The sequence below is a fragment of the Citrobacter sp. Cpo045 genome (assembly GCF_030332875.1).
GTDB lineage: Bacteria > Pseudomonadota > Gammaproteobacteria > Enterobacterales > Enterobacteriaceae > Citrobacter > Citrobacter portucalensis.
The window spans coordinates 291,498-314,953 of sequence record NZ_JAOWGZ010000096.1 but is presented as its reverse complement, the minus strand read 5'-3'; the positions used below and the strand labels follow the sequence as shown (position 1 = coordinate 314,953).

At 51.3% G+C, this 23,456-nt stretch carries 25 protein-coding genes; 15 read left to right on the top strand and 10 right to left on the bottom strand.

Translation table 11 applies throughout. The features are described from left to right. Window positions 1-286: 286 nt before the first annotated feature. Genes urtA through urtE form a run of 5 tightly spaced genes read left to right on the top strand, consistent with a single transcriptional unit; the run spans window position 287 to window position 5,754 of the window. On the top strand, window positions 287-1,558 hold the full coding sequence (gene urtA, locus OGY13_RS13105) for an urea ABC transporter substrate-binding protein (protein WP_213752204.1): 1,272 nt from the start codon (window positions 287-289) through the stop codon (window positions 1,556-1,558). 43 nt (window positions 1,559-1,601) lie between these two features. After that, window positions 1,602-3,176 carry an urea ABC transporter permease subunit UrtB gene (gene urtB / locus OGY13_RS13100; RefSeq protein ID WP_213752205.1) on the top strand — a complete coding sequence of 525 codons (1,575 nt, stop codon included), beginning with the start codon at window positions 1,602-1,604 and terminating at the stop codon, window positions 3,174-3,176. Next, on the top strand, window positions 3,176-4,249 hold the full coding sequence (urtC, locus tag OGY13_RS13095; RefSeq protein ID WP_213752206.1) for an urea ABC transporter permease subunit UrtC: 1,074 nt from the start codon (window positions 3,176-3,178) through the stop codon (window positions 4,247-4,249). The genes urtB and urtC overlap by 1 nt, the downstream gene beginning before the upstream one ends. Then, window positions 4,249-5,046, top strand: coding sequence for an urea ABC transporter ATP-binding protein UrtD (urtD, locus tag OGY13_RS13090; protein ID WP_008784743.1), 798 nt, complete (start codon window positions 4,249-4,251; stop codon window positions 5,044-5,046). The genes urtC and urtD overlap by 1 nt, the downstream gene beginning before the upstream one ends. Window positions 5,047-5,055: 9 nt before the next feature. Further along, window positions 5,056-5,754 (top strand): urea ABC transporter ATP-binding subunit UrtE, encoded by a 699-nt coding sequence (gene urtE / locus OGY13_RS13085; RefSeq protein ID WP_048214207.1) that lies wholly within the window; start codon window positions 5,056-5,058, stop codon window positions 5,752-5,754. Window positions 5,755-5,794: 40 nt separating this feature from the next. Here urtE and ydeE read toward each other — a convergent pair whose 3' ends face one another. After that, window positions 5,795-6,982, bottom strand: coding sequence for an efflux MFS transporter YdeE (gene ydeE, locus OGY13_RS13080; protein ID WP_032943415.1), 1,188 nt, complete (start codon window positions 6,980-6,982; stop codon window positions 5,795-5,797). A gap of 197 nt (window positions 6,983-7,179) precedes the next feature. On the opposite strand from ydeE, the gene eamA reads away from it, so the two are divergent. Continuing rightward, window positions 7,180-8,079 carry an O-acetylserine/cysteine exporter gene (eamA, locus tag OGY13_RS13075; protein WP_100272486.1) on the top strand — a complete coding sequence of 300 codons (900 nt, stop codon included), beginning with the start codon at window positions 7,180-7,182 and terminating at the stop codon, window positions 8,077-8,079. 29 nt (window positions 8,080-8,108) lie between these two features. On the opposite strand, the gene marB is transcribed toward eamA, so the two are convergent. From marB to marR, 3 genes are read right to left on the bottom strand one after another with little or no spacing between them, the layout of a single operon-like run. Next, on the bottom strand, window positions 8,109-8,327 hold the full coding sequence (gene marB / locus OGY13_RS13070) for a multiple antibiotic resistance protein MarB (protein WP_003832934.1): 219 nt from the start codon (window positions 8,325-8,327) through the stop codon (window positions 8,109-8,111). Between the two features lie 30 nt (window positions 8,328-8,357). Beyond that, window positions 8,358-8,741: an MDR efflux pump AcrAB transcriptional activator MarA gene (marA, locus tag OGY13_RS13065; RefSeq protein WP_003032424.1), complete on the bottom strand. Its 384-nt coding sequence runs from the start codon at window positions 8,739-8,741 to the stop codon at window positions 8,358-8,360. Between the two features lie 18 nt (window positions 8,742-8,759). Then, entirely contained in the window at window positions 8,760-9,194 is a 435-nt protein-coding gene (gene marR / locus OGY13_RS13060; protein ID WP_003832935.1) for a multiple antibiotic resistance transcriptional regulator MarR, read from the bottom strand. A gap of 257 nt (window positions 9,195-9,451) precedes the next feature. Here marR and OGY13_RS13055 point away from each other — a divergent pair, with 257 nt between their 5' ends. Beyond that, entirely contained in the window at window positions 9,452-10,117 is a 666-nt protein-coding gene (locus OGY13_RS13055; protein ID WP_003832936.1) for a MarC family NAAT transporter, read from the top strand. Window positions 10,118-10,154: 37 nt separating this feature from the next. Here OGY13_RS13055 and OGY13_RS13050 read toward each other — a convergent pair whose 3' ends face one another. Both OGY13_RS13050 and ptrR read right to left on the bottom strand, forming a co-directional pair. After that, a complete protein-coding gene (locus tag OGY13_RS13050) occupies window positions 10,155-11,351 on the bottom strand; it encodes a sugar transporter (RefSeq protein ID WP_213752207.1) in 1,197 nt (398 codons plus the stop codon). Window positions 11,352-11,573: 222 nt separating this feature from the next. Then, window positions 11,574-12,449: a putrescine utilization regulator PtrR gene (ptrR, locus tag OGY13_RS13045; RefSeq protein WP_008784750.1), complete on the bottom strand. Its 876-nt coding sequence runs from the start codon at window positions 12,447-12,449 to the stop codon at window positions 11,574-11,576. A gap of 102 nt (window positions 12,450-12,551) precedes the next feature. Between ptrR and sad the strand changes: the two genes are divergently transcribed. From sad to OGY13_RS13010, 7 genes are all read left to right on the top strand, one after another. Further along, window positions 12,552-13,940, top strand: a complete 1,389-nt coding sequence (sad, locus tag OGY13_RS13040) for a succinate-semialdehyde dehydrogenase (RefSeq protein ID WP_213752208.1) — start codon at window positions 12,552-12,554, stop codon at window positions 13,938-13,940. Window positions 13,941-14,043: 103 nt separating this feature from the next. After that, window positions 14,044-15,621: a methyl-accepting chemotaxis protein gene (locus OGY13_RS13035; RefSeq protein ID WP_213752209.1), complete on the top strand. Its 1,578-nt coding sequence runs from the start codon at window positions 14,044-14,046 to the stop codon at window positions 15,619-15,621. Window positions 15,622-15,683: 62 nt separating this feature from the next. Then, complete coding sequence (glsB, locus tag OGY13_RS13030; protein WP_213752210.1) at window positions 15,684-16,610, top strand: glutaminase B; 927 nt, start codon at window positions 15,684-15,686, stop codon at window positions 16,608-16,610. Beyond that, window positions 16,610-16,969 carry a DUF4186 domain-containing protein gene (locus tag OGY13_RS13025; RefSeq protein ID WP_048235398.1) on the top strand — a complete coding sequence of 120 codons (360 nt, stop codon included), beginning with the start codon at window positions 16,610-16,612 and terminating at the stop codon, window positions 16,967-16,969. The genes glsB and OGY13_RS13025 overlap by 1 nt, the downstream gene beginning before the upstream one ends. 80 nt (window positions 16,970-17,049) lie before the next feature. After that, the gene (locus OGY13_RS13020) at window positions 17,050-17,577 is read left to right on the top strand and encodes a GNAT family N-acetyltransferase (RefSeq protein ID WP_008784754.1); all 528 of its coding nucleotides are present in this window, start codon (window positions 17,050-17,052) and stop codon (window positions 17,575-17,577) included. Window positions 17,578-17,683: 106 nt separating this feature from the next. Beyond that, the gene (locus tag OGY13_RS13015) at window positions 17,684-19,135 is read left to right on the top strand and encodes a tagaturonate reductase (protein ID WP_008784755.1); all 1,452 of its coding nucleotides are present in this window, start codon (window positions 17,684-17,686) and stop codon (window positions 19,133-19,135) included. A gap of 215 nt (window positions 19,136-19,350) precedes the next feature. Next, window positions 19,351-20,265 carry a bestrophin family protein gene (locus OGY13_RS13010; protein ID WP_057067520.1) on the top strand — a complete coding sequence of 305 codons (915 nt, stop codon included), beginning with the start codon at window positions 19,351-19,353 and terminating at the stop codon, window positions 20,263-20,265. Here OGY13_RS13010 and OGY13_RS13005 read toward each other — a convergent pair. Together OGY13_RS13005 and tam are read right to left on the bottom strand one after the other, a co-directional pair. Next, entirely contained in the window at window positions 20,262-20,639 is a 378-nt protein-coding gene (locus OGY13_RS13005; protein WP_003832953.1) for a GFA family protein, read from the bottom strand. The two genes, OGY13_RS13010 and OGY13_RS13005, sit on opposite strands and share 4 nt — an antisense overlap. 131 nt (window positions 20,640-20,770) lie before the next feature. After that, the gene (gene tam / locus OGY13_RS13000; RefSeq protein ID WP_032943429.1) at window positions 20,771-21,529 is read right to left on the bottom strand and encodes a trans-aconitate 2-methyltransferase; all 759 of its coding nucleotides are present in this window, start codon (window positions 21,527-21,529) and stop codon (window positions 20,771-20,773) included. A 110-nt stretch (window positions 21,530-21,639) separates the two neighbouring features. Here tam and OGY13_RS12995 point away from each other — a divergent pair, with 110 nt between their 5' ends. Next, window positions 21,640-22,161, top strand: a complete 522-nt coding sequence (locus tag OGY13_RS12995) for a GNAT family N-acetyltransferase (RefSeq protein WP_048226507.1) — start codon at window positions 21,640-21,642, stop codon at window positions 22,159-22,161. A 9-nt stretch (window positions 22,162-22,170) separates the two neighbouring features. Here OGY13_RS12995 and OGY13_RS12990 read toward each other — a convergent pair whose 3' ends face one another. Together OGY13_RS12990 and OGY13_RS12985 are read right to left on the bottom strand one after the other, a co-directional pair. Then, window positions 22,171-23,007: a DMT family transporter gene (locus OGY13_RS12990; RefSeq protein WP_153753091.1), complete on the bottom strand. Its 837-nt coding sequence runs from the start codon at window positions 23,005-23,007 to the stop codon at window positions 22,171-22,173. A gap of 52 nt (window positions 23,008-23,059) precedes the next feature. After that, window positions 23,060-23,437 (bottom strand): hypothetical protein, encoded by a 378-nt coding sequence (locus OGY13_RS12985; protein ID WP_048235393.1) that lies wholly within the window; start codon window positions 23,435-23,437, stop codon window positions 23,060-23,062. Window positions 23,438-23,456 lie beyond the last annotated feature (19 nt).

Sequence of the window (23,456 nt, the reverse complement as noted above, 5' to 3'; positions counted from 1 at the left end):
TAAACCCTGAGACGCTGTTATGACGGTGTGCTGCTGATACAGATTGTTGCACGTTTATAATGCAGAGTTGTCTCATGGTGGTTCAATTTTTCGTTTGATTAATCCTTTTGGCGGGAAAATGTAATACTGAACTATGTGCGCGAGATGCTAATTTGTTGATTTTATATGAGGTTTTAATATCTGGCATCGTTTTTGCCTTATCACTTCTGAACACCCTTAATTTGCACCGTTTTGTCTGTCCGGCTGCACCGGAGCTTTCAGCAAGTCTAATTTCAGGAGTGAAACTATGCAGCGTCGTACATTTTTAAAAGCTTTTGCACTTTCTGCCTCTGTTGTCGCAATGGGCGTGAGTTTTAGCGTTCAGGCAGCCGACACCATTAAGGTTGGCATCATGCATTCGTTATCCGGCACGATGGCCATATCCGAAACGCCGCTAAAAGATGTGGCGTTGATGACCATCGATGAAATAAATGCTCAGGGCGGTGTGTTGGGTAAAAAGCTGGAACCGGTGGTGGTTGACCCGGCCTCGAACTGGCCGTTATTTGCTGAAAAAGCAAGACAACTGCTGAGTCAGGACAAGGTGGCGGCAGTTTTCGGCTGCTGGACATCGGTTTCGCGTAAATCGGTTCTACCGGTATTTGAAGAGTTAAACGGTCTGCTGTTTTACCCGGTGCAATATGAAGGAGAGGAGATGTCGCCTAACGTCTTCTATACCGGCGCAGCCCCCAATCAGCAGGCGATCCCTGCGGTTGAGTATCTGATGAGTGAGGACGGCGGTAGCGCGAAACGCTTCTTCCTGCTGGGCACGGATTATGTTTATCCACGCACGACCAACAAAATTTTACGCGCCTTTTTGCACTCAAAAGGGGTCGCCGATAAAGACATCGAAGAGGTGTACACCCCATTCGGACACAGCGATTACCAGACCATTGTCGCCAGTATTAAAAAATTCGCCACAGGGGGAAAAACGGCGGTGGTATCAACCATCAATGGGGATTCTAACGTACCGTTCTATAAAGAGTTAGCGAATCAGGGGCTGAAAGCCACCGATGTACCGGTGGTGGCTTTTTCCGTGGGTGAGGAGGAGCTACGCGGTATTGATACCAAACCGCTGGTGGGCAACCTTGCCGCCTGGAACTACTTTGAGTCCGTCGATAATGCGGCCAACAAGAAGTTTGTCGCGGATTACCGGGCGTATGCCAAAGCGCACAAATTACCGAATGCTGATTCGGTGGTGACGAACGACCCAATGGAAGCCACATATGTTGGCCTGCACATGTGGGCGCAGGCGGTAGAAAAAGCCGGAACCACCGATGTGGATAAAGTTCGTGCTGCTATGGCGGGGCAATCCTTCGCTGCGCCATCAGGTTTTACCCTGACCATGGATGAGACCAACCATCACCTGCATAAACCCGTCATGATTGGCGAGATTGAAGGCAACGGCCAGTTTAACGTGGTGTGGCAAACCGACGAGCCAGTCCGCGCCCAGCCGTGGAGTCCGTACATCGCTGGTAATGATAAAAAATCTGAACAGCCTGTGAAAACCGCCAGCAACTGATCTAACGCCCTCCTGCGGGAGGGTAATGCTTTGGAGAACGCTCATGAAAGCTATGCGCTTTATTCGTGGTGTGTTGTTGCTGATGTGGTTTTTGCCGTGGATAGCCCAGGCCGCAGATGCTGATACCTTTACCGCCGCCAACCGTGCTCAGCAGGCCGCCTTGCTTGAACAATGGGCGGTGAATCCCGACGTTCAGCGCATCCCGCTGCTCAGCGCGCTGCGAGATGAGAACCTGCTGACCGATAACACGAAAAATGCCTTCATCATGAACGGCTCGCACGTACAGCCGTTAGGAACAGCGACAGCCCCAAACGGCGAGCTAAAAAAAATTCGCCTGACTAACCGCCTGCGTAATCTGGTAGCCGGAGCGTTGGCTGTCCATCAGCTCTTAAGTGACAGTGTCACGGTAAGGGTAAAGGCAGCTCGTACATTACAGCGTGAGGCGCAGCCGGGCATGCTGCCGTTTTTACAGCAACGACTGGCTCAGGAGTCAGATGGTGATGTGAAATCCGCACTCGCTATTGCACTGGCAAATCTGCAACTGAGCAGCACCTCGCCGGAGGTCAGGCTTCAGGCAATCGAACTATTAGGGGCGTCAAATGATCCTGAAACTCAGGCGCGCCTGCAGCCATTCACCCGGGCTGAACATGAACCCGATGCCCGAGTGCGTGCTGCCGCTGACGAAAGTCTGAATTCCATCTCGCATCGCATGAAGGTTGGGGATCTTCTTGGGCAGGCTTTCATGGGACTGTCACTGGGTTCTATTTTGCTGCTTGCGGCATTGGGTCTGGCCATCACCTATGGATTACTCGGCGTCATCAATATGGCGCATGGCGAGATGTTAATGCTCGGGGCGTACTGTACCTGGATGGTGCAACAGTTGATGGGGCAGTTTTTCCCGCACGGGTTAGCCTGGTATCCGGTTATTGCACTTCCGGTCGCCTTTTTGCTGACTGCGGCAGTAGGAATGCTGCTCGAGCGTGGGGTGATACGCCATTTATATGGCCGCCCGCTTGAAACGCTACTGGCGACCTGGGGTATCAGCCTGATGCTCATCCAGTTGGTGCGTATGACTTTCGGCGCGCAAAACCTGGAAGTCGCCAATCCGGCATGGCTTTCCGGCGGCATTCAGGTTTATGCCAATCTGATATTGCCGTGGAACCGAATAGTGGTGCTTGGCTTTGCCATGCTGGTGCTGTTCTTCACCTGGATGCTGTTGAATAAAACGCGCCTCGGGCTGCGCGTGCGTGCCGTGACGCAAAATCGCAATATGGCGGCCTGCTGCGGCGTACCTACCGGACGAGTCGATATGCTGGCCTTTGGCCTTGGTTCAGGAATTGCCGGACTGGGAGGTGTGGCGCTCTCGCAACTAGGTAACGTAGGGCCGGAGCTGGGGCAAAGCTACATTATCGATTCGTTTTTGGTGGTGGTACTGGGCGGCGTTGGACAGCTTGCCGGGAGCGTGGCTGCGGCATTTGGGCTGGGGATCTTCAATAAAATTCTGGAGCCTCAGGTGGGGGCGGTTCTTGGCAAAATCATGATCCTGGTGTCGATCATTCTGTTTATTCAGAAACGACCTCAAGGACTGTTCGCGCTGAAAGGGAGGGTTATTGACTGATGACGATGCCAATGACAATAACGCTGGCGCGTAAAGCGCCGCGTACAACACGCGTGCTGGGTCTGTGCTTACTGCTGGCGTTGATTATTCTGCCGTTTCTTGCGCTGTTACCTGCGGAGCATCCGCTGGCCATATCGGTGTGGACGTTGACGCTGGCCGGGAAAATTCTCTGCTATGCCATTGTGGCCGTTGCGCTGGATCTGGTGTGGGGTTATGCCGGAATGCTCTCGCTGGGACACGGTATCTTCTTCGCGCTGGGGGGCTATGCGATGGGAATGTACCTGATGCGCCAGGCTTCCGGCGAAGGATTACCGGCCTTTATGTCGTTCCTGTCGTGGAGCGAGCTGCCCTGGTTTTGGTGGGGGACGCAACATTTTCTCTGGGCGATGCTGCTGGTTGTTCTGGTGCCGGGCCTGCTGGCGCTGGTATTTGGTTGGTTTGCCTTCCGTTCAAAAATCAAAGGTGTCTATTTCTCCATCATGACCCAGGCCCTGACTTTCGCCGGAATGCTGCTGTTTTTCCGCAATGAAACCGGCTTTGGCGGAAATAACGGTTTTACCGGTTTTACCACCATTCTGGGGTTTCCGGTGACCGCGACGTCCACCAGGATCGCGCTGTTTCTGGCGACGGTAATGCTACTGGTGCTGGCAATATGGCTGGGACTTGCGCTGGCCCGCAGTAAGTTTGGGCGTATTCTGACCGCCGTACGCGATGCCGAGAACCGTTTGATGTTCTGTGGTTACGATCCGAAAGGTTTCAAGTTACTGGTGTGGACGCTTTCCGCTGTACTGTGCGGCCTGGCCGGGGCGCTTTATGTCCCGCAGGTAGGGATTATCAACCCCAGCGAAATGTCGCCGACCAACTCGATTGAAGCGGCGATTTGGGTTGCTCTCGGCGGACGTGGAACCCTGATCGGCCCGGTATTTGGCGCTGTACTGGTGAACGGTGCTAAAAGCCTGTTTACCGTCATTATGCCGGAATACTGGCAGTTGTTTCTTGGCCTGATCTTTATTGGCGTTACGCTTTTTTTACCCCGTGGTGTGATTGGCCTGTTTCGCAAAGGAGACAAATAATGCAGCCGGATGAAGGACTTTTTACTCGCCAGATGCCTGGCGATCGGTTTCGCGAACAAACGGACCCAGTGCTCCAACTGGAAAAAATTAACGTTAATTTCGACGGATTCCAGGCGTTAACGGATCTCTCGCTCAATATTGGCGTCGGGGAGCTGCGCTGTATTATTGGCCCTAACGGCGCCGGGAAGACGACGTTAATGGATGTCATAACCGGTAAAACCAGACCGCAAAGTGGTCGTGCGATATACGATCAGTCGACCGATTTAACAACGCTCGATCCCATTGCCATCGCGCGTCAGGGGATTGGACGGAAATTTCAAAAGCCCACGGTATTTGAAGCATTAACGGTGGAAGAGAACCTGGAGCTGGCGCTGAAAAATGATAAATCTGTCTGGGGGGCTCTACGGGCACGACTCTCAGGCGAACAACGGGATCGTATTGACGAAGTATTGGCGCTGTTGCGGCTGGGTAATGAGCGGGCCCGCCGCGCCGGTCTGCTTTCGCATGGGCAAAAACAGTTTCTCGAAATTGGCATGCTGCTGGTGCAGGAGCCGCATTTACTGCTACTGGATGAACCCGCGGCGGGGATGACGGATGCGGAAACGGAATACACGGCGGAGCTGTTTCGCCAGCTTGCCGGTAAGCACTCTCTGATGGTTGTTGAGCACGATATGGGATTTGTTGAAACCATTGCCGATCGCGTCACAGTATTACATCAGGGACGTGTCCTCGCTCAGGGGAGTCTTCGCGATGTGCAGGCCAACGAGCAGGTTATTGAAGTTTATCTCGGGCGTTAAGGAGTTCATATGCTGCAGGTGAAAGAACTGAATCAATATTATGGTGGCAGCCATATTCTGCGCGGGGTGAGCTTTGAAGCGCGTATCGGTGAGGTGACATGCCTGCTGGGGCGTAACGGCGTGGGGAAAACAACACTACTAAAGTGTCTGATGGGACTTATTCCGGCCCGTAGCGGAAGCGTGCTCTGGCAGGATAAAAATGTCACTCACTGGAAGCCGCATCAGCGGGTCAGGGCCGGTGTGGCGTATGTCCCACAGGGGCGTGATATTTTTCCGCGTTTGACGGTCGAAGAGAATCTGCTGCTCGGTCTTTCCCGTTTTTCAGCACCGGAGGCCAGGCATGTGCCGGATGATATTTACGCGCTCTTTCCGGTTTTACAGGAGATGAAGCATCGGCGTGGCGGAGATTTGTCCGGCGGGCAACAGCAGCAACTGGCCATTGGACGAGCGCTGGCAAGTCGCCCACAGTTGTTGATTCTTGATGAGCCAACGGAAGGGATCCAGCCGTCGGTGATTAAAGAGATTGGTCAGGTGATTTCTCAACTGGCGCATCGGGGGGATATGGCTATATTGCTGGTGGAGCAATTCTACGATTTTGCGCAGCAGCTGGCCGACAAATACCTGCTCATGTCGCGGGGCAGCATTATTCAAAGCGGCGATGGTAAAAATATGGAGGCCGAGGGCGTTCGGGGACTGGTTGCAATCTGAGGTATGCGACAGAGCGGCTTCGGCTCTGTCGCTATACTCATCAGCAGACCACCGTCTGCCCCCAGGGCTTGGCGCGCATGCCTTTTATCATGAGCGCCCAGGCAAGAACGATCGCCACTATCAGCGCGACAAACAGCGACCATGGCGGCAATGTGGTTAAAATGACGCCGCTGACTAATGGGTTAACCGCTGCGCCAAGCCAGCCCAACGACTGGGCGGAAAAATAGCTGGCTTTCATGCCTGCTGGCGCGATGTTGTCGATAAGCATGTATTCACCCGGCGCGTAAATGACTTCGCCGATAGTGAAAAAGGCAGCAGAAATTCCCCATAACAACAGGCTGTTGCCGGAGAAAGCGAAACCGACCAGGCCAACGACAAAGAAGACTGTACCCACTGTCATCAACGGGCGGATATTCGTGGCGGTGAGCCTGCGGCCAAGTGCGTATTGCAGTGATACTACAATGGCGGCGTTAACGGGCAGGACGACTGCTACCACTTTCTCGGCAAAATCGCCATCCGCTACCACCATAACGTATTGCGAAATACAGGACGCAAAAGCACCGCCAACAAACGATGCCAGAAAGGCCGATAACGTAAACCAAAATAATGCCCGGTCGCGCAGGAGTACCGAAGGGGACCACACCGCGGCGTTTAAACCTTCTGATGGTGCTGTCGAACGTTTTACCCAGGTCTGGATAAACACCAGTGGCAATGCTGAACAGGCGGCAGCCAGCCAGAATGGCAGGTTAATGCTTTGCATCACCAGTAGAGTGCCCAGCGGTGGACCAACGGTCCAGCCAATATTCAGCACGGTATAGTTAAGCGAGAAAATTTTAGTCTTGTTGGTGGCAGACAGATTATCGGCAAACCAGGCCTTCAGCACCGTGGCGAAGACGGAGTAGGCACAGTTGATCAGGGCAAAGAGTAAAACCACTACCACCACGTTATGCACCAGCGGGATTGCAATAAAGCCAGAAGCAAAGCCACAAATTGCCAGCAGCATATAGCGTTTTTTATCGAACTTGTCGGCCAGAATACCAAAGCCAAGGCTGAACACCACGCCAATGGTCAGCGCGACCGTCATCGCATAGCCGATCAGGTCAACGCTCAGATGATACTGCCGACTGAGGTAAATCGTCATAAATGGCAGAGTGGCGCCACGGCCAATTGTTAATAATAATGATGACGCGAGTAACGCGAGAGTGGACCTTCTCAAGGAGATATTCATTTGCCTGCCCGACAATGCTGTTGTTATGTTTTTTTTAGATATAAGAAACAAATAGCATGCCAAAACTGTGATGTACACTCAATAAGTTGTCCGAAAATGCCTTGCGTGGCCTACCTGAAATAATGATCTGTTACGGCACAACGATTTCCGTTACTTTAACTTGTTTACAAAAATTTAATATTTGCAGGGGCGGTGGTATGTCGCGTAAAGACGGGTTGTTAGCGTTACTGGTTGTCGTGGTTTGGGGACTGAACTTTGTCGTTATTAAAGTGGGTCTGCACAATATGCCACCGCTAATGTTGGCGGGATTACGTTTTTTACTGGTGGCGTTTCCGGCAATACTCTTTGTTGCCAGGCCGAAAATCCCACTTTCGTTATTGCTCGGCTATGGCCTGACCATCAGTTTTGGGCAGTTCGCATTTCTCTTTAGCGCTATCAAATTCGGCATGCCTGCAGGGTTAGCTTCTCTGGTATTGCAGGCTCAGGCGTTTTTTACCATTGTTCTGGGCGCATTTGCTTTCGGTGAGCGCCTGCAGGGTAAACAATTGGTTGGGATTGCGCTGGCGGTATTTGGCGTGCTGGTGCTGATTGAGGCCAGTCTGAATGGTCAGCATGTTGGCATGCTCGGTTTTATGCTGACGCTGGCGGCGGCGCTAAGCTGGGCCTGCGGTAATATCTTTAACAAAAAAATCATGCAGCATACATCGCGTCCGGCCGTTATGTCGTTGGTGGTATGGAGCGCGTTAATTCCCATTGTTCCGTTCTTCCTGGCATCATGGCTTCTGGATGGTCCAACGCAAATGACCCACAGTCTGGTGGAGATAGATATGACCACCATTCTTTCACTGGTTTATCTGGCGTTTGTGGCGACCATTGTGGGTTACGGTATCTGGGGTTCGTTACTCGGACGCTATGAAACCTGGCGTGTCGCGCCGTTGTCGCTGCTGGTGCCGGTCGTTGGACTGGCGAGTGCGGTCGTGCTGCTGGATGAAACGCTGACCGGATTGCAACTGCTCGGTGCGCTACTGATCATGGCAGGGTTGTATATCAATGTGTTTGGCTTTCGGTTGCGTAAGGTTGCGTCGGTGAGGGGCTAAAAAAGCCCCGCAGTGGCGGGGCAATATAATTACAGGTTGCGCATATTGTAATAAGGCACACCTAATTCGTCGGACTTGTCGCTGCCTGCACCCATATGATTAAAATCGAACGGGGACTGATCGTGCGCAGGGGGCATAATCATCGCGTCGCGACTGTTCTGGGTGGCAGGTTGCGCGGTCTGTTCCGCCATGCTCTGGCCCGAAACAACAAACAGCAGGGCCAGCATTGCATAAGACAGAAGTTTCATGATTTCCTCGGTTACGTCGTTAACTGGCGATTAGCAATTACATTGATTGAGTGGAAGCAAATAGCGTGATTCGCCGTGCATATTCGTCATACGGTACTTATGCGGCGGAACATCAAAATAGTTTTTGAATGTCCGGGTCAGCGTCTGCTGAGACTCAAAACCGTAACGCTCTGCCAGATAAAGAATGGGCTCGTTACTCTCTTTTAATTTTTGCGCTATTTCAGTCATTTTACGGCTGCGAATGTATTGACCCAGTGAATGACCGGTTTCTTTTTTAAACATCCGTTGCAGGTGCCATTTGGAGTAACCTGAACGCTCAGACACTTTTTCCAGCGAGAGCGGCGATTCAAGGTTATTTTCGATCCAGTCCAAAATGCTATGAATAGTGATTGTGTCAGTATTGCGTCTGGACATCGTCATACCTCTTTCTGTTTACGGCAGGATTCTCTTAAGCAAGTGCTCAAGTGTGGCTACTTCATCCGCCGTTAAGTTTTTTGTTAGTTCCTGGTGCAGGTCTTGCCCTACTAATTGATGACACTGCTCGCAAATTGCTGCGCCATGCTCAGTGAGTTTCACCAGCACGCCACGCTTGTCATGTGGATTCGGAAGCCTTTCGATCCAGCCTTTACAGGCCAGTCTGTCCAGCATTCGCGTCAGGGCGCCAAGGTCGACAGACAGCACTTTTTTCAATTCGACAGGGGTGATGCACACCGCGCAACGGATGGAGCAGAGCACCTTGAACTGCGATGCCGTGATATCCAGCGGTGACAGATAGTCGTTTAGCAAACGATCTTTTTTCTGATTAACCATATAGATCAAACGACCCAGTGGGATGATTTCGTTAAACAGATCACTGGTGTTTTTCACAATGGTTGCCCTGGCAAGTAGTTAGTCACGGCTGATATTATTGCTTAGGCAAATATAAGTCAAATGAATGAGTCAGCAAATGCCACGTTTTGCTAAATCATCAGACTTAATACCTGGCGAGTGGAATTTTAACGGTTTGATAATTATGGTTTATACGTGCTGATGAAAAATGAATCCTTACACCACGAAAATGGCTTATCTCGCGGATTTCACCGTATACTTGCCGTTGACGATTAACGCACAGGAAAGATGACATTATGATGGACTTGTTTAAAGCGATAGGACTTGGGCTGGTAGTCCTGTTACCGTTGGCAAACCCGTTAACCACCGTAGCGTTGTTCCTTGGCCTTGCCGGCAATATGAACAGCGCAGAGCGTAACCGTCAGTCACTCATGGCGTCCGTTTACGTGTTTGCCATCATGATGGTGGCGTACTATGCCGGGCAACTTGTGATGAATACCTTCGGGATTTCGATTCCCGGACTACGTATTGCGGGTGGGTTAATCGTTGCGTTTATCGGCTTCCGGATGCTGTTTCCGCAGCAGAAGGCGCATGATTCTCCGGAAGCGAGAAGTAAGTCAGAAGAGCTGGAAGACGAGCCGACTGCCAATATCGCCTTTGTACCGCTGGCTATGCCAAGCACTGCCGGTCCGGGGACGATTGCGATGATCATCAGTTCCGCGTCAACCGTGCGTCATGGTTCCGAATTTCCGGACTGGGTGATCATGGTCGCACCGCCGATTATTTTTGCGGTTGTTGGGATTATCCTGTGGGGCTGTTTGCGCAGTTCCGGGGGGATCATGCGCCTCGTCGGCAAAGGTGGTATCGAAGCGATTTCTCGTTTGATGGGCTTCTTACTGGTGTGTATGGGCGTGCAGTTTATTATTAACGGCGTGCTGGAAATTATTAAAACCTACGCTTAGAACACTGTGCCCGGTAATATCTACCGGGCATATTTTTTTATGAATGCTGAGGTTGTTCTTCCAGCGATACCGGCCATTTACGAAAGATAATCACCGACCATATCAACGCCACCACGGCAGGCACTGCGCCGACGTAACCAATCGTAGACATCGACCAGTGCAAACTCACCTGATTGCCTACCAGCGCACCAGCGCCAATACCGATATTAAAGATACCTGAGAACAGTGCCATTGCGACGTCAGTCGCATCCGGAGCAAGCGCCAGCACTTTCACCTGCATACCCAGACCTATCAGCATGATGGCGACGCCCCAGAAAATACTCAGGACAGCAAGGTGCATTTCGCTGTCAGCAGCGGGAAGTAACAGCACCAAACATACCGTCAACAGGGCAATGGCACTGCTAATCAGCACTGACGCATGCAGATTCCCCAGCTTACCGAAAATGACGCTACCGACAATTCCCGCGCCACCCAGAACCAGCAATAGCACGGTAGCAAAGTTTGCGCTCAGGCTCGCGACGGTCTGCACAAACGGCTCGATATAGCTGTAGGCCGTGTAATGTGCGGTGACCACAATCACAGTCAGTAGATACAGACTCATCAATGCCGGACGATGGAATAACACCGGCAGGCTTTTTAAAGAGCCGGAGTGCTCACTGGGTAGTTTGGGCAGGAGCTTTATCAGGCAAAGCAAGGTAACTAACGCCCCCATACCGATGGCGAAGAAGGTCGTGCGCCAGCCAAAATACTGACCGACGATACGCCCGATTGGCAGCCCCAACACCATCGCCAGTGCGGTGCCAGTGGCAATCAGGCTGAGAGCCTGTGCACGTTTACCGGCAGGGGCCAGGCGGATCGCCAGCGATGCGGTAATCGACCAGAAAATAGCGTGCGCAAAAGCAATACCAATACGGCTAATTACCAGCACGGTAAAATTCCATGCCAGGAAAGAGAGCATATGGCTGGCGATAAACACAACAAACAGACAGATCAGCAGTTTTCGGCGCTCCACCTGACTGGTAAGTAACATAAAAGGGAGCGACATCAGGGCGACAACCCAGGCGTAGATCGTCAGCATGATCCCGACCTGAGCGGTCTGCATATTGAAGCTTTGTGCGATGTCGGACAGCAAGCCGACAGGGACAAACTCGGTGGTATTGAAAATAAAACCGGCAATGGCAAGCGTAACTACCCGTAGCCACGCGACCTTGCGGGAAACAGTGTCTGTTGTCATATCAAATAAGAGGATTAGCTGCGAAAAGGTAAGGCCACGATCTTAAAACGTTTGCTGGCGAAAATACAATCATTTTGTGATATGGATCTCATTTCATTGGCAGGGCGCTACAATTTGCTGCCGAACATTCCTCGTATTTTTAAGTATTTCAATAATAATGAAATTCCGGGCGTATGACTTCACCCGGATTTACAGGTATTCATGTTTTTTGAGGATCGCCAGTTACTCCGGGTCGTGTGATAACTGAGGGTTCAACACCTCAATAAACGCTTCCAGTTGACGTGTCATCGCACCTCTGCGCCAGACCAGCCATGTATTCAGCCAGCGCCAGTTCTCGCTTAGTGGCCAGGCGTTGACCTGATGATGCCCTGGCATGCTCTCCAGCATCGATCGCGGGATCAGTGCGATACCCGCGCCGGCAATGACGCAGGCCAGCATACCGTGATATGACTCCATTTCATGAATGGTGCCGGGCATGGCGCGATCTGCATGAAACCAGCTTTCAAAATGGCGGCGATAGGAACAGTTGGCGCGAAAGGCGTAAATACTGCAACCGTTGACGTCGCTGGCCCGCTGAATGGGGGGATGGCCGTGCGGCGTCACGATCATCATCTCTTCACGGTAGACCGGCATTCCTTCAAGTCCCGGATGGGTAATTGGACCATCGACAAAGGCCGCGTTCAATGTTCCGTCGAGTACGCCGTCCAGCATTGTGCCTGAAGGACCTGTCGCCAGCGCGAACTGAATTTTGGGGTAACGCTGATTATATTCAGCCAGCGTAGCGGGGATGCGAACTGCTGCTGTACTTTCAAGCGAGCCGAGAGAGAAGAGTCCTTGTGGCTCATCCCCGGCGACGACCATCCTGGCTTCCTCAACCAGTGCCAGGATCCGCTGGCTGTAGCGCAAAAAGTTGTGCCCGGATGGTGAAAGCCGCAGGCGCTGGTTTTCACGAATAAACAGATCAACGCCCAGGTCGGCTTCAAGCTGACGTATACGGGTGGTGAGATTGGATGGCACGCGATGCACCTTCGCGGCGGCCTGCGTAATACTGCCAGTCTCCGCGACGGCATTGAACATTTCCAGCTGCGTCAGATCCATAATCTTCTCTATTCGTGAATGGTATGGTTAATATTATTCATTTTTCAGAAAGAGTAAATATGCTCATGATATAACCATACCCTGCGATAAAGAGAGGCACTTATGACTATCACAGCAGCAACACATGCGATTTCCATTGACCCTGCCAGCGGTGAAAGGCTGACGGCGACGCCGTGGGCCAGCGCGGAAGAGATTGATCATGCGCTGAACCTTGCCGCGAATGGCTATAGCGAATGGAAACATACTTCCGTTGAGCACCGTGTGCAAACGCTGCGCCAGATCGGGCAATCTCTGCGCCATCGTGCGGAAGAGATGGCGCAGTGTATCTCACGTGAAATGGGTAAACCCATTAAGCAGGCGCGTGCTGAAGTCGCCAAGTCAGCTGCATTGTGTGACTGGTACGCCGAGCATGGACCGGCGATGCTCAATCCGGAACCTACGCTGGTGGAGAATAACCAGGCAGTGATTGAATATCGTCCGGTAGGAACCATTCTGGCGATCATGCCGTGGAACTTCCCGCTATGGCAGGTAATGCGAGGTGCCGTCCCGATTCTGTTGGCCGGAAATGGCTACCTGTTAAAGCATGCGCCTAACGTAACCGGCTGTGCTGCAATTATTGCGCAGGTTTTCGCTGATGCTGGTGTACCCGCGGGGGTTTACGGTTGGGTGAATGCCGATAACACCGGGGTCAGTCAGATGATCAATGACCCGCGTATTACGGCGGTAACGGTGACAGGCAGTGTACGTGCCGGTGCGGCGATTGGCGCTCAGGCTGGGGCCGCTCTGAAAAAATGTGTGCTTGAACTGGGCGGCTCCGATCCGTTTATTGTCCTCAATGATGCTGACCTCGATCTGGCCGTTAAGGCGGCGGTCGCTGGGCGTTATCAGAACACCGGGCAGGTTTGTGCGGCAGCCAAGCGCTTTATTATTGAAGAAGGGATTGCGGCAGAGTTTACTTCACGCTTTGTGGCCGCTGCGAGCGCGCTCAAAATGGGTGATCCGCTGAACGAAGAAAACGATCTGGGGCCGATGGCGCGATTTGATCTGCGTGATGAGCTGCACCAGCAGGTAGAAGCTACCCTTGCCGAAGGGGCACGGTTACTTCTCGGCGGGGAAAAAATTGCTGGTCAGGGCAATTACTATGCCGTGACGGTACTGGGCGATGTCACTCCAGAGATGACGGCGTTCCGCCAGGAGCTGTTTGGTCCGGTTGCGGCAATTACCGTGGCGAAGAATGCTGAGCATGCCTTAGCGCTGGCGAATGACAGTGATTTCGGCTTATCCGCCACGGTGTTTACTGCGGATGAAGCGCTGGCGCAGGAGATGGCGTCACGCCTGGAGTGTGGTGGCGTATTTATCAATGGTTACAGTGCCAGCGATGCCCGCGTTGCGTTTGGTGGTGTGAAGAAAAGTGGCTTTGGCCGCGAACTTTCGCACTTTGGCCTGCATGAGTTTTGTAACGTGCAGACCGTCTGGAAAAACCGCCTTTGATGGTGTGGGTGCCTCCGCTGGGGGCACCTGTCTTATTTCTGCAATTTTTCTGTCATTTACTCTCCGTACACTCGCGGCTAACGCTTTGATACAGAAGAGTAATATGAACATAACGCAAATTTTCCATCGTCTAATACCCCGTCAGTTCGGTCTGTTAACCGGCATTTTTTGCATTATTGCGCTGTTCTCTGTTTTGCAGGTCGTGTCCTCCTTGATGCTCTCGGCCTCAGTCAGTGACGCACAGCATAATGAAGGGCGTAATCAACTCGCGCTTTTGCAGCAGGCAAAGGTCGATGAAGCGCGGGTGGCGTTATTATCTGCCAGCGATTTACTTAACCGTGCGGGAATTTATTTTATGCAGGATGCCGCCACCGGTTCGGACGGGAGTTGGCGGCCGTTAATGGAAGAGGCGTACCGGGCACTGGCGCAGTCAAAAAGTGCATGGGATGCCTGGCGGGATATGAAGCCGCAGTCGGATCAGGAACTAACTGAGAGCTATCAGCGTTTTTATAGCGGTATTCAGGAGCAGGCGGATGGGCTGATGCAGTCAGGTTCCATTGATGCGTTTTTTGCCGTACCCGTGCAGGCCTTTCAGACAGACTTTAACGCTAATTACGCGCGCTTTCAGCAGGACAGTGGGCGACATGCGGAAGCTGGGCGTCAGCAGCTGTTGACCAGTCTTGAGCGTTTACAGAATCTATTTTTGTTTATTCCTCTGGTGCTGGTGGTTATCGCCTTTCTGGTCTGGCGTAGTATGTTCCGTTGGGTGATTATGCCGCTGCGACGGCTGATCGATCATATCGATATTTTAGCGGCGGGGGATCTTTCTCGGCCAGCCCCGCAGGTGAGTCAGTTTAATCGGGAAGTGACGCAATTAAGTTCGCGTATTGCTGCAATGCAGCTGGGGCTCTGCGCGCTGGTGCGGCAGGTGAATGATGCCACCACCGCAATGGTAGGAAATATCAACGAACTTGCGCAGAACAATAAACAGCTATACCAGCAGTCGGCAAAACAAAGTGAAGAGTTGAGCACTGTGACATCGCATATTTCGGTTCTGGAAACGCATGTTGAGGATAACAGTGGCTTTGCTGAACTGGCGAATCAACGCGCAGTGCAGGCGCGTGATATTGCGGCAGGTGGAGACCGAATGATGGCGACGGTAAATGCGTCAATGCAGGCGATTGTGACTCGCTCGTCTGAAATGCGAGGGATTACAACGCTTATCGACAACATTGCATTTCAGACAAATATCCTGGCTCTCAACGCCGCAATTGAGGCAGCACATGCCGGAGAGCAAGGGCGCGGGTTTGCCGTGGTTGCGAAAGAAGTTGGGCTGCTGGCGCGAAAAAGCGGTCAGTCTACGCAAAACATTCAGACACTGATTAAACACTCGTTACAGGGCATTGAAGAGGGCTTTCACGCGGTTAACGGACTGGATAAGAATTTGCAGCAGGTTATCGCACTGGTGGAAAACCTCGGCGCGTTACTGAACGACATTTCGACTGCAACGTTAAATCAGGGGAACAGTATTCACCAGTTAACCCGTCAGCTCCATGTCCTGAACGGCGAAGCCCGACAAACCAGTGATCTGGTGAATGCTGCATCTGATTCTTCCTTACAGCTTCACCATGAATCTAACCAGCTTATGCAGGCCGTGGCCAGATTCCGCCTTCCGGCCTGACGTTGCGTATTCAGCTCTGTTATACTCGCAGGCCTTTCATACCTGCGAGCAAGGAGCATGTTGTGGCCAGGGCCATGGACAATTCAATTTTAGAGACCATTGTGCAGCAGGTTCGTCCGCTGATTGGTCAGGGTAAAGTCGCTGACTACATTCCGGCATTAGCCTCCGTCGACGGTTCAAAACTGGGTATTGCTATCTGTACCGTTGATGGACAGCACTATCAGGCGGGAGATGCGCAAGAACGTTTTTCTATTCAGTCGATTTCAAAGGTGCTCAGTCTGGTCGTGGCGATGCGTCACTATCAGGAAGAGGAGATCTGGCAGCGCGTCGGCAAAGATCCTTCCGGTCATCCTTTTAACTCCCTGGTGCAGCTGGAAATGGAGCAGGGTATCCCTCGCAACCCCTTTATTAATGCCGGGGCGCTGGTGGTTTGCGATATGCTGCAAGGGCGTCTAAGCGCACCGCGTCAACGGATGCTGGAAGTGGTGCGGGCATTAAGCGGCGTTTCGGATATCGCCTATGATGCGACGGTCGCGCGATCGGAGTTTGAGTACTCGGCGCGTAACGCCGCTATTGCCTGGCTGATGAAATCCTTCGGCAATTTTCACCATGACGTGCCCACCGTTTTGCAGAACTATTTTCACTACTGCGCGCTGAAAATGAGCTGTGTGGAACTGGCGCGGACTTTTGTCTTTTTGGCAAATCAAGGGCATGCCTTTCATCTTGCGGAGCCTGTGGTCACACCGATGCAGGCCCGGCAGATCAATGCGCTGATGGCGACCAGCGGCATGTATCAGAACGCAGGGGAATTTGCCTGGCGGGTCGGGCTTCCGGCGAAATCAGGCGTGGGTGGCTGCATCGTGGCGATCGTGCCACACGAGATGGCGATTGCTGTCTGGAGTCCGGAACTGGATCCGGCGGGAAATTCACTGGCCGGTATCGCCGTGCTGGAGCAATTAACACAACAGCTGGGGCGCTCGGTTTACTGATGAAAACGCTCGATCCTCTTTTTGCCCGGCTGGCGAAATCAACGTTTCGCTCGCGGTTTCGTCTTGGTCAGAAAGAAAGGCAGTATTGTCTGGATAAAGGGGCGCCAGTTATCGAACAACATGCTGCGGATTTTATAGCTAAACGACTGGCACCTGCGTTTCCCGCCAATGATGGAAAACAGACTCCTATGCGTGGTCACCCGGTATTTATTGCTCAACATGCTACGGCGACGTGCTGTCGAGGGTGTCTGGCGAAATGGCATGATATACCTCAGGGTGTAGCGCTAAACGATGAACAGCAACGTTACGTTGTCACGGTTATTTACTACTGGTTAGTGCTCCAAATGAACAAGCCATAGATAACATTATCCTATGATATGCCCCCTTGAGTTGTGTAATTGTTAAAAGCAGTATGAAGGGGTCAATCTAAGGAGAAACCATGGCTTCCGGCAAACCCTGCTTTGTGCTGAGCGCGGCACAGATTCTGTCGAGAATCGACGAGCTCAGCGATGTTCTTGAACAGTGCGTCAATGACGGCGCCTCCATCAGTTTTATGCTGCCCTTTAATCGCGAAAAATCAGAGCCTTTCTGGATGAAGGTCGCGCAAAGTGTTTCTCGCGGTGAACGGATCGTTCTTGCTACGCAGAATGCGCAGGGGGTGCTTGTCGGTACCGTCCAACTCATTATCGATCAACCCGAAAATCAACCTCATCGTGCTGATGTCGCCAAACTGCTGGTTCACCCCTCAGCGCGACGCGGTGGCCTGGCCCGTGAATTGATGAACGAACTGGAAAGTTGCGCGCGTCAACAAGGTAAAACGCTGCTGGTGCTTGATACGGCGACGGGCAGTGGTGCGGAGTTGTTCTACCACAATTGTGGGTGGAAAAAGGTAGGGGTGATACCTGACTATGCCCAAATGCCCAACGGGACGCTGACCGGAACCACACTTTTCTATAAAACGCTCTAATTTGTCGCCGGGGATTGATCAAAACAGGGTTTCAATGTATTAAAGTTTGCTAACCTATTGGACCAATTCAATCAGGTTGTATGACTAATCATAAAGGGAACCCATTGTGCAAACACTAAATCGTCGCGATTTCCCCGGTGCTCAGTATCCTGAACGCATTATTCAGTTTGGTGAAGGAAACTTCCTGCGCGCCTTTGTAGACTGGCAGGTAGATCTGCTCAACGAGCATACCGATCTGAACGCTGGAGTGGTCATTGTTCGTCCTATCGAAAGTTCCTTCCCGCCATCGCTGAGTACGCAGGATGGCCTCTATACCACTATCATTCGTGGTTTGAATGAGAAGGGCGAGGCCGTCAGTGATGCCCGTCTAATTCGTTCAGTTAACCGTGAAATCAGCGTCTATAGCGAATACGATGAGTTCCTGAAGCTGGCGCATAATCCTGATATGCGTTTTGTGTTCTCTAACACCACGGAAGCAGGTATCAGTTACCACGCAGGCGATAAGTTTGACGACGCGCCAGCGGTTAGTTATCCGGCTAAACTGACGCGTCTGCTGTTCGAACGCTTCAGCTATTTTAACGGCGCATTGGATAAAGGCTGGATTATCATCCCTTGCGAACTGATTGATTATAACGGCGATGCGCTGCGTGAACTGGTTCTGCGCTACGCTCAGGAATGGGCGCTGCCGGAAGCGTTTATTCAGTGGCTGGATCAGGCCAATGCATTTTGCTCCACGCTGGTGGACCGTATTGTTACCGGCTATCCGCGTGATGAGGTAGCTAAGCTCGAAGCTGAACTGGGCTATCATGATGCTTTCCTCGATACCGCAGAACATTTCTATCTGTTTGTCATTCAGGGGCCGAAGTCATTAGCCGCAGAACTACGTCTGGATAAGTATCCGCTGAATGTCCTGATCGTGGATGACATCAAACCGTACAAAGAGCGCAAAGTGGCGATTCTCAACGGTGCTCACACCGCGCTGGTCCCTGTTGCCTGGCAGGCAGGGTTGGACACCGTGGGCGAGGCGATGAATGACGCTGAGATTTGTGCTTTCGTGGAGAAAGCGATCTATGAAGAGATCATTCCGGTACTGGATTTACCACGTGATGAGTTAGCTTCTTTCGCCAGCGCGGTAACCGGTCGATTCTGCAACCCGTATATAAAACATCAGCTGCTGTCGATTGCCCTGAATGGCATGACCAAATTCCGCACCCGTATATTGCCGCAACTGCTGGCAGGGCAACAGGCCAGCGGTAAGCTGCCGGCGCGTTTGACGTTTGCGCTTGCCGCGTTAATTGCTTTTTATCGTGGAGAGCGCAACGGTGAGTCTTATCCGGTTCAGGATGATGCGCACTGGATAGAGCGTTTTCAACAGCTGTGGTCCCAGCATCGCGATCGCCAAATAAGTACCGAAGCGTTGGTCAAATCTGTACTGGGTGTCAAAGAACACTGGGAACAAGATCTGACGCAGGTTTCTGGACTGGTGGAACAGGTCTCTGCCGATCTGGATACCATTCTGGCAAAAGGTATGCGTGAAGCCGTTAAGCCACTGTGCTAAGACGACTACCGACAACCCGGCTCAGGCCGGGTTTTTTCTGGATATACATTAGTTACAACATACTGTGTGGTTTATATCATAAACCCGGTCTGTGACTTAGGTGCGGCTTCATTTTAAGCAGGGCAAAAGTTGTTGGGTTAATGTTGCTATTAACTTGCAACATTGATCGCTATCGCGTCTAATGTGACGGATTTCACATTTTCCCGAAGATAACCATGATCGTTCGTCCCCAACAACACTGGCTGCGCCTGATATTCGTCTGGCATGGTTCAGTATTATCTAAAATATTCTCACGGTTGCTGCTGAACTTCCTGCTCTCCATCGCCGTTATCATCATGTTGCCCTGGTATACGATGTTGGGTATCAAATTTACCCTGGCACCGTTCAGTATTCTGGGCGTGGCGATTGCTATCTTTTTAGGTTTTCGCAATAACGCCTGCTATTCACGTTATGTCGAAGCCCGACACCTGTGGGGACAGTTGATGATTGCTTCCCGATCGCTACTTCGCGAGGTGAAAACCACCTTACCGGATGACGCTGAACTGGGGCAGTTTGTTCGTCTGCAAATCGCATTTGCCCACTGTTTACGCATGACATTACGTCGAAACCCACAGGCAGAGCCGTTGACGAAATATCTCAGCGAGAAAGATCTGCAGACGGTATTTGCCGCACAATCGCCAGCAAACCGCATTTTGTTGCTGATGGGGGAGTGGTTGGCCGTACGCAGACGTGATGGACAGCTGTCCGATATATTATTTCATAGTTTAAACAACAGATTAAATGATATGTCGGCAGTACTGGCAGGTTGTGAGCGAATCGCGAATACACCCGTTCCGTTTGCTTATACTTTGATCCTTCATCGCACTGTTTATCTGTTTTGTATCATGCTGCCATTCGCGTTGGTGGTGGATCTTCACTACATGACGCCGTTTATTTCAGTGCTTATTTCCTATACTTTTATCTCGCTCGATGCGCTTGCGGAAGAGCTTGAAGATCCGTTTGGTACTGAGAACAATGACCTGCCGCTGGATGCGATTTGCAATGCAATCGAAATCGATTTACTGCAAATGAACGATGAAACCAATGTGCCAGCAAAACATATGCCGGATAAACATTACCAACTAACTTAGTTTCGTTCAGTTTCCCACCATGCTGGCCGCATATCAGAAAACGAATGAAACTCTGGCGCCAGATCTTCATCATTAGGATCGTCAAAAGCGCCGGCTAAAAGCGCAATGACCGGAGCGTCATCGATGGCGCCCACGGAACTACCGCACTGAGGGCAAAAAGCCCGACTGGTGGTTTCAGATGAGCGCCAGGTTGTCGGTTTTCCGGCTTTTCCCGTCCATTCTACATTTTCTGCATCAAACTCAATCCAGACGACGGTCGGGGCACCCGTATGTTTCCGGCATATATCACATGAGCAGGTATGGGAATTATTAGGACTGCTGGCAGTGAAGCGGATCGAGCCACACAGACACCCACCAATGTAGACTTTAGACATAACAACCCCCGTCAGAAACATGTGGCAAGACACTAGCAGATGCCTGACATAGCCACTAGATCCTTATGATAAAAAGGCGAGGGCGCGCATACTCGGTAGCCCTGTCCTGTGATCTGTCTGATGATAAACGCTTAACTATTGCGTCTGGCAACAATAAACAACCGCGGAAATGCCAGCAAAATATTGCCGTTTTCCTGCAACGGATATTGATCCTGAAGCAGTTCATGGTAGCGAGCCAGGTAATGACGCTGCTCGCTTTCGCTCAAATCCTGCAACCAGGGGCGTAGTCCCGTTGAGCTTACCCAGTCGATAATCGCCTGATGCGAATCCATAATGTGATAATACGTTGTACGCCAGATATCCACATCACAACCCGCTTCGGTCAAAATATCATAGTAGGCGTGAACGCCAGGAAGCGGAGCACGCCCCCGGTCGGGGTAATCTTGTTCATAAGCCACTTCGCGCATCAGTACATGCGTGGGCTCCAGCCAGTTATCCGGCATTTGCACGGCCAGAACGCCGTTGTGACTCAGTTGTGAGACCAAATGTGGGAATAATTCATAGTGATCGGGCACCCACTGTAACGACGCATTTGCATAAAGCAGATCCACGGGATGCTCGGGCTGAAACTGGCTAATATCCGCTTCGATAAAATGGCAGTCAGGTAATGCGTTGCGCGCTTCATTCAGCATAGCAGGTGAAGAATCGACACCTGTTGTCTTTGCCGTGGGCCAGCGCTGATGCAGCAATGCCGTACTGTTTCCCGGACCACAACCAAGATCAACAACTGAGCGGACATTTTCTAACGCCACACGGCTGAGTAATTCTGCTGCGGGTCTTGAACGTTCAGTTGCATATTGCAGATAAAGCGAAGGGTTCCAGTCGGCCATGTATAAATCTCCAGTATGAGAGGAAAAGTCGGAAAAGGACGGTATAAGACCTTGCCGATGAGCCACTTATTTTAGAAGATTATATGAAAATGAATGATAAGGGCAGGAATATGCTGGAAACATCAAGGTTGATATTACGACAGTGGGAGGCTAAAGACCGAGCCCCTTTTGCTGCACTCAATGCCGATTCTGACGTGATGCGTTTTTTCCCCGCGCCGCTACAGAAAGCTGAAAGCGATAACCTGGCCGATAGATTTAGTGAAGGTATTGCAGAACGCGGCTGGGGATTTTGGGCCGTAGAGCTAAAAGAAACACACCAGTTTGTGGGCTGTGTGGGGTTGCATCCACAACCTGATAAATTTCATTTTTCACCCTGTACCGAAATTGGCTGGCGCCTTGCTAAAGCATACTGGCACCAGGGTCTGGCGTTAGAAGCCGCGCAAGCGAGTCTTGCATTTGCTTTTGACGTACTGGCGCTAAATGAAGTCGTTTCATTTACTTCTGTGCTGAATAAACCGTCAGAGAATCTGATGATACGACTTGGTATGAATAAAACAGAAGAGTTTACGCATCCCGCGTTGCCGCCAGATCATCGATTGGCACAACATGTTCTGTATCGTCTTTGCCGATAATTAATCAGTCTATTTTGCTCCTTTTCTCATATCAGAGAAAATAACTAAGCCAATTCCAGCCAAAATAATGACGCTTGCGAGAAGGATTCTGACGGTAAGCGTTTCGCCCAAAAATAGGATCCCACCGAGAGTGGCCAGACAAGGTACGCTGAGTTGAATAGTACTGGCCGTTGTGGACCTGAGTAAGGGGAGCAATGAATACCAGAGCAGATATGCACCTCCCGATGTAATTGCACCAGAAAGCACGCCCAGAACTAATCCATATATATCAATATGAAGATGAGAGCGGAAGAACAGAGGGATAATCAATGCGACCGGGATTGCCAGGATGAAATTCCCCCCGGTTGAGGCAGCAGCATCCGTGATTTTTTTCCCTGTGATACTGTAGAAAGCCCAGGCTAACCCAGCAATAACCATCATTATTGCAGCATACAAGGAAGGGCGTTCTGCACCAGGAAGCAGCAATATGGCTATTCCAGCCAATGCCCCGAGTATTCCTGTTATTTTTAAAATTACGAGCTTTTCTCCCTGAGCTATCCCCCAAACTGTCATGACGAGCTGAACGGTACCAAAGAGCAGCAGGGCACCAGCACCGGTGCTGAGAGAAACATAGGCAATGGAGAATGAAAAAACATAGATACAAAGGAGCAGGGCATTTAACCACTTGAACTCAAATTTTCTGCTGTCAGATGTTATCGCAATAAAAAAGAAAAGGGCAATTGCGCCACTTATCAACCGGAGGCTGCTGAATGAAATAGCATCAGCATGCATCCCCTTCAATGCGAGTCGGCAAAGTACGGAGTTGCCGGCAAATGCGACCATTGCGATGATGATTCTGATGAGCAAGATAACGTCCTTTAGTCGATACGATAATTAGCGCAAGATGCAGGTGTTGTCTTTAAAAACAGGTGTGTTGATTAACATAATTGCCAACATCAACGACTCTATTCGTGTTGGGATCGACATTAAGAACGACAAAACGCATTTGCGGGCAGAACAGCTCTGCACTTTTCTTGCTGCATTCAGTTTGTAGCCATCGATGCTCACCCTGTTCGGTTACAACCGTGTTCACGTTTCCGTATTCGCTGCACACAAAACCTTTTTCAGTTGCTCTTTGCCTTGCTCCCTCCAGGCTCAGACCAATAACATTCAGCTCATCGACCTCTTTGGCATGTGTGCTGTCGGAAACACGGGTTAATGTGCAGCTCGACAGCGTAGAGGTAGAAAGTAGTAATAATATGATACGTAAGAAGATGTTATCGTCTTTTAGGAACATGGACTGATGCCTTAAACAG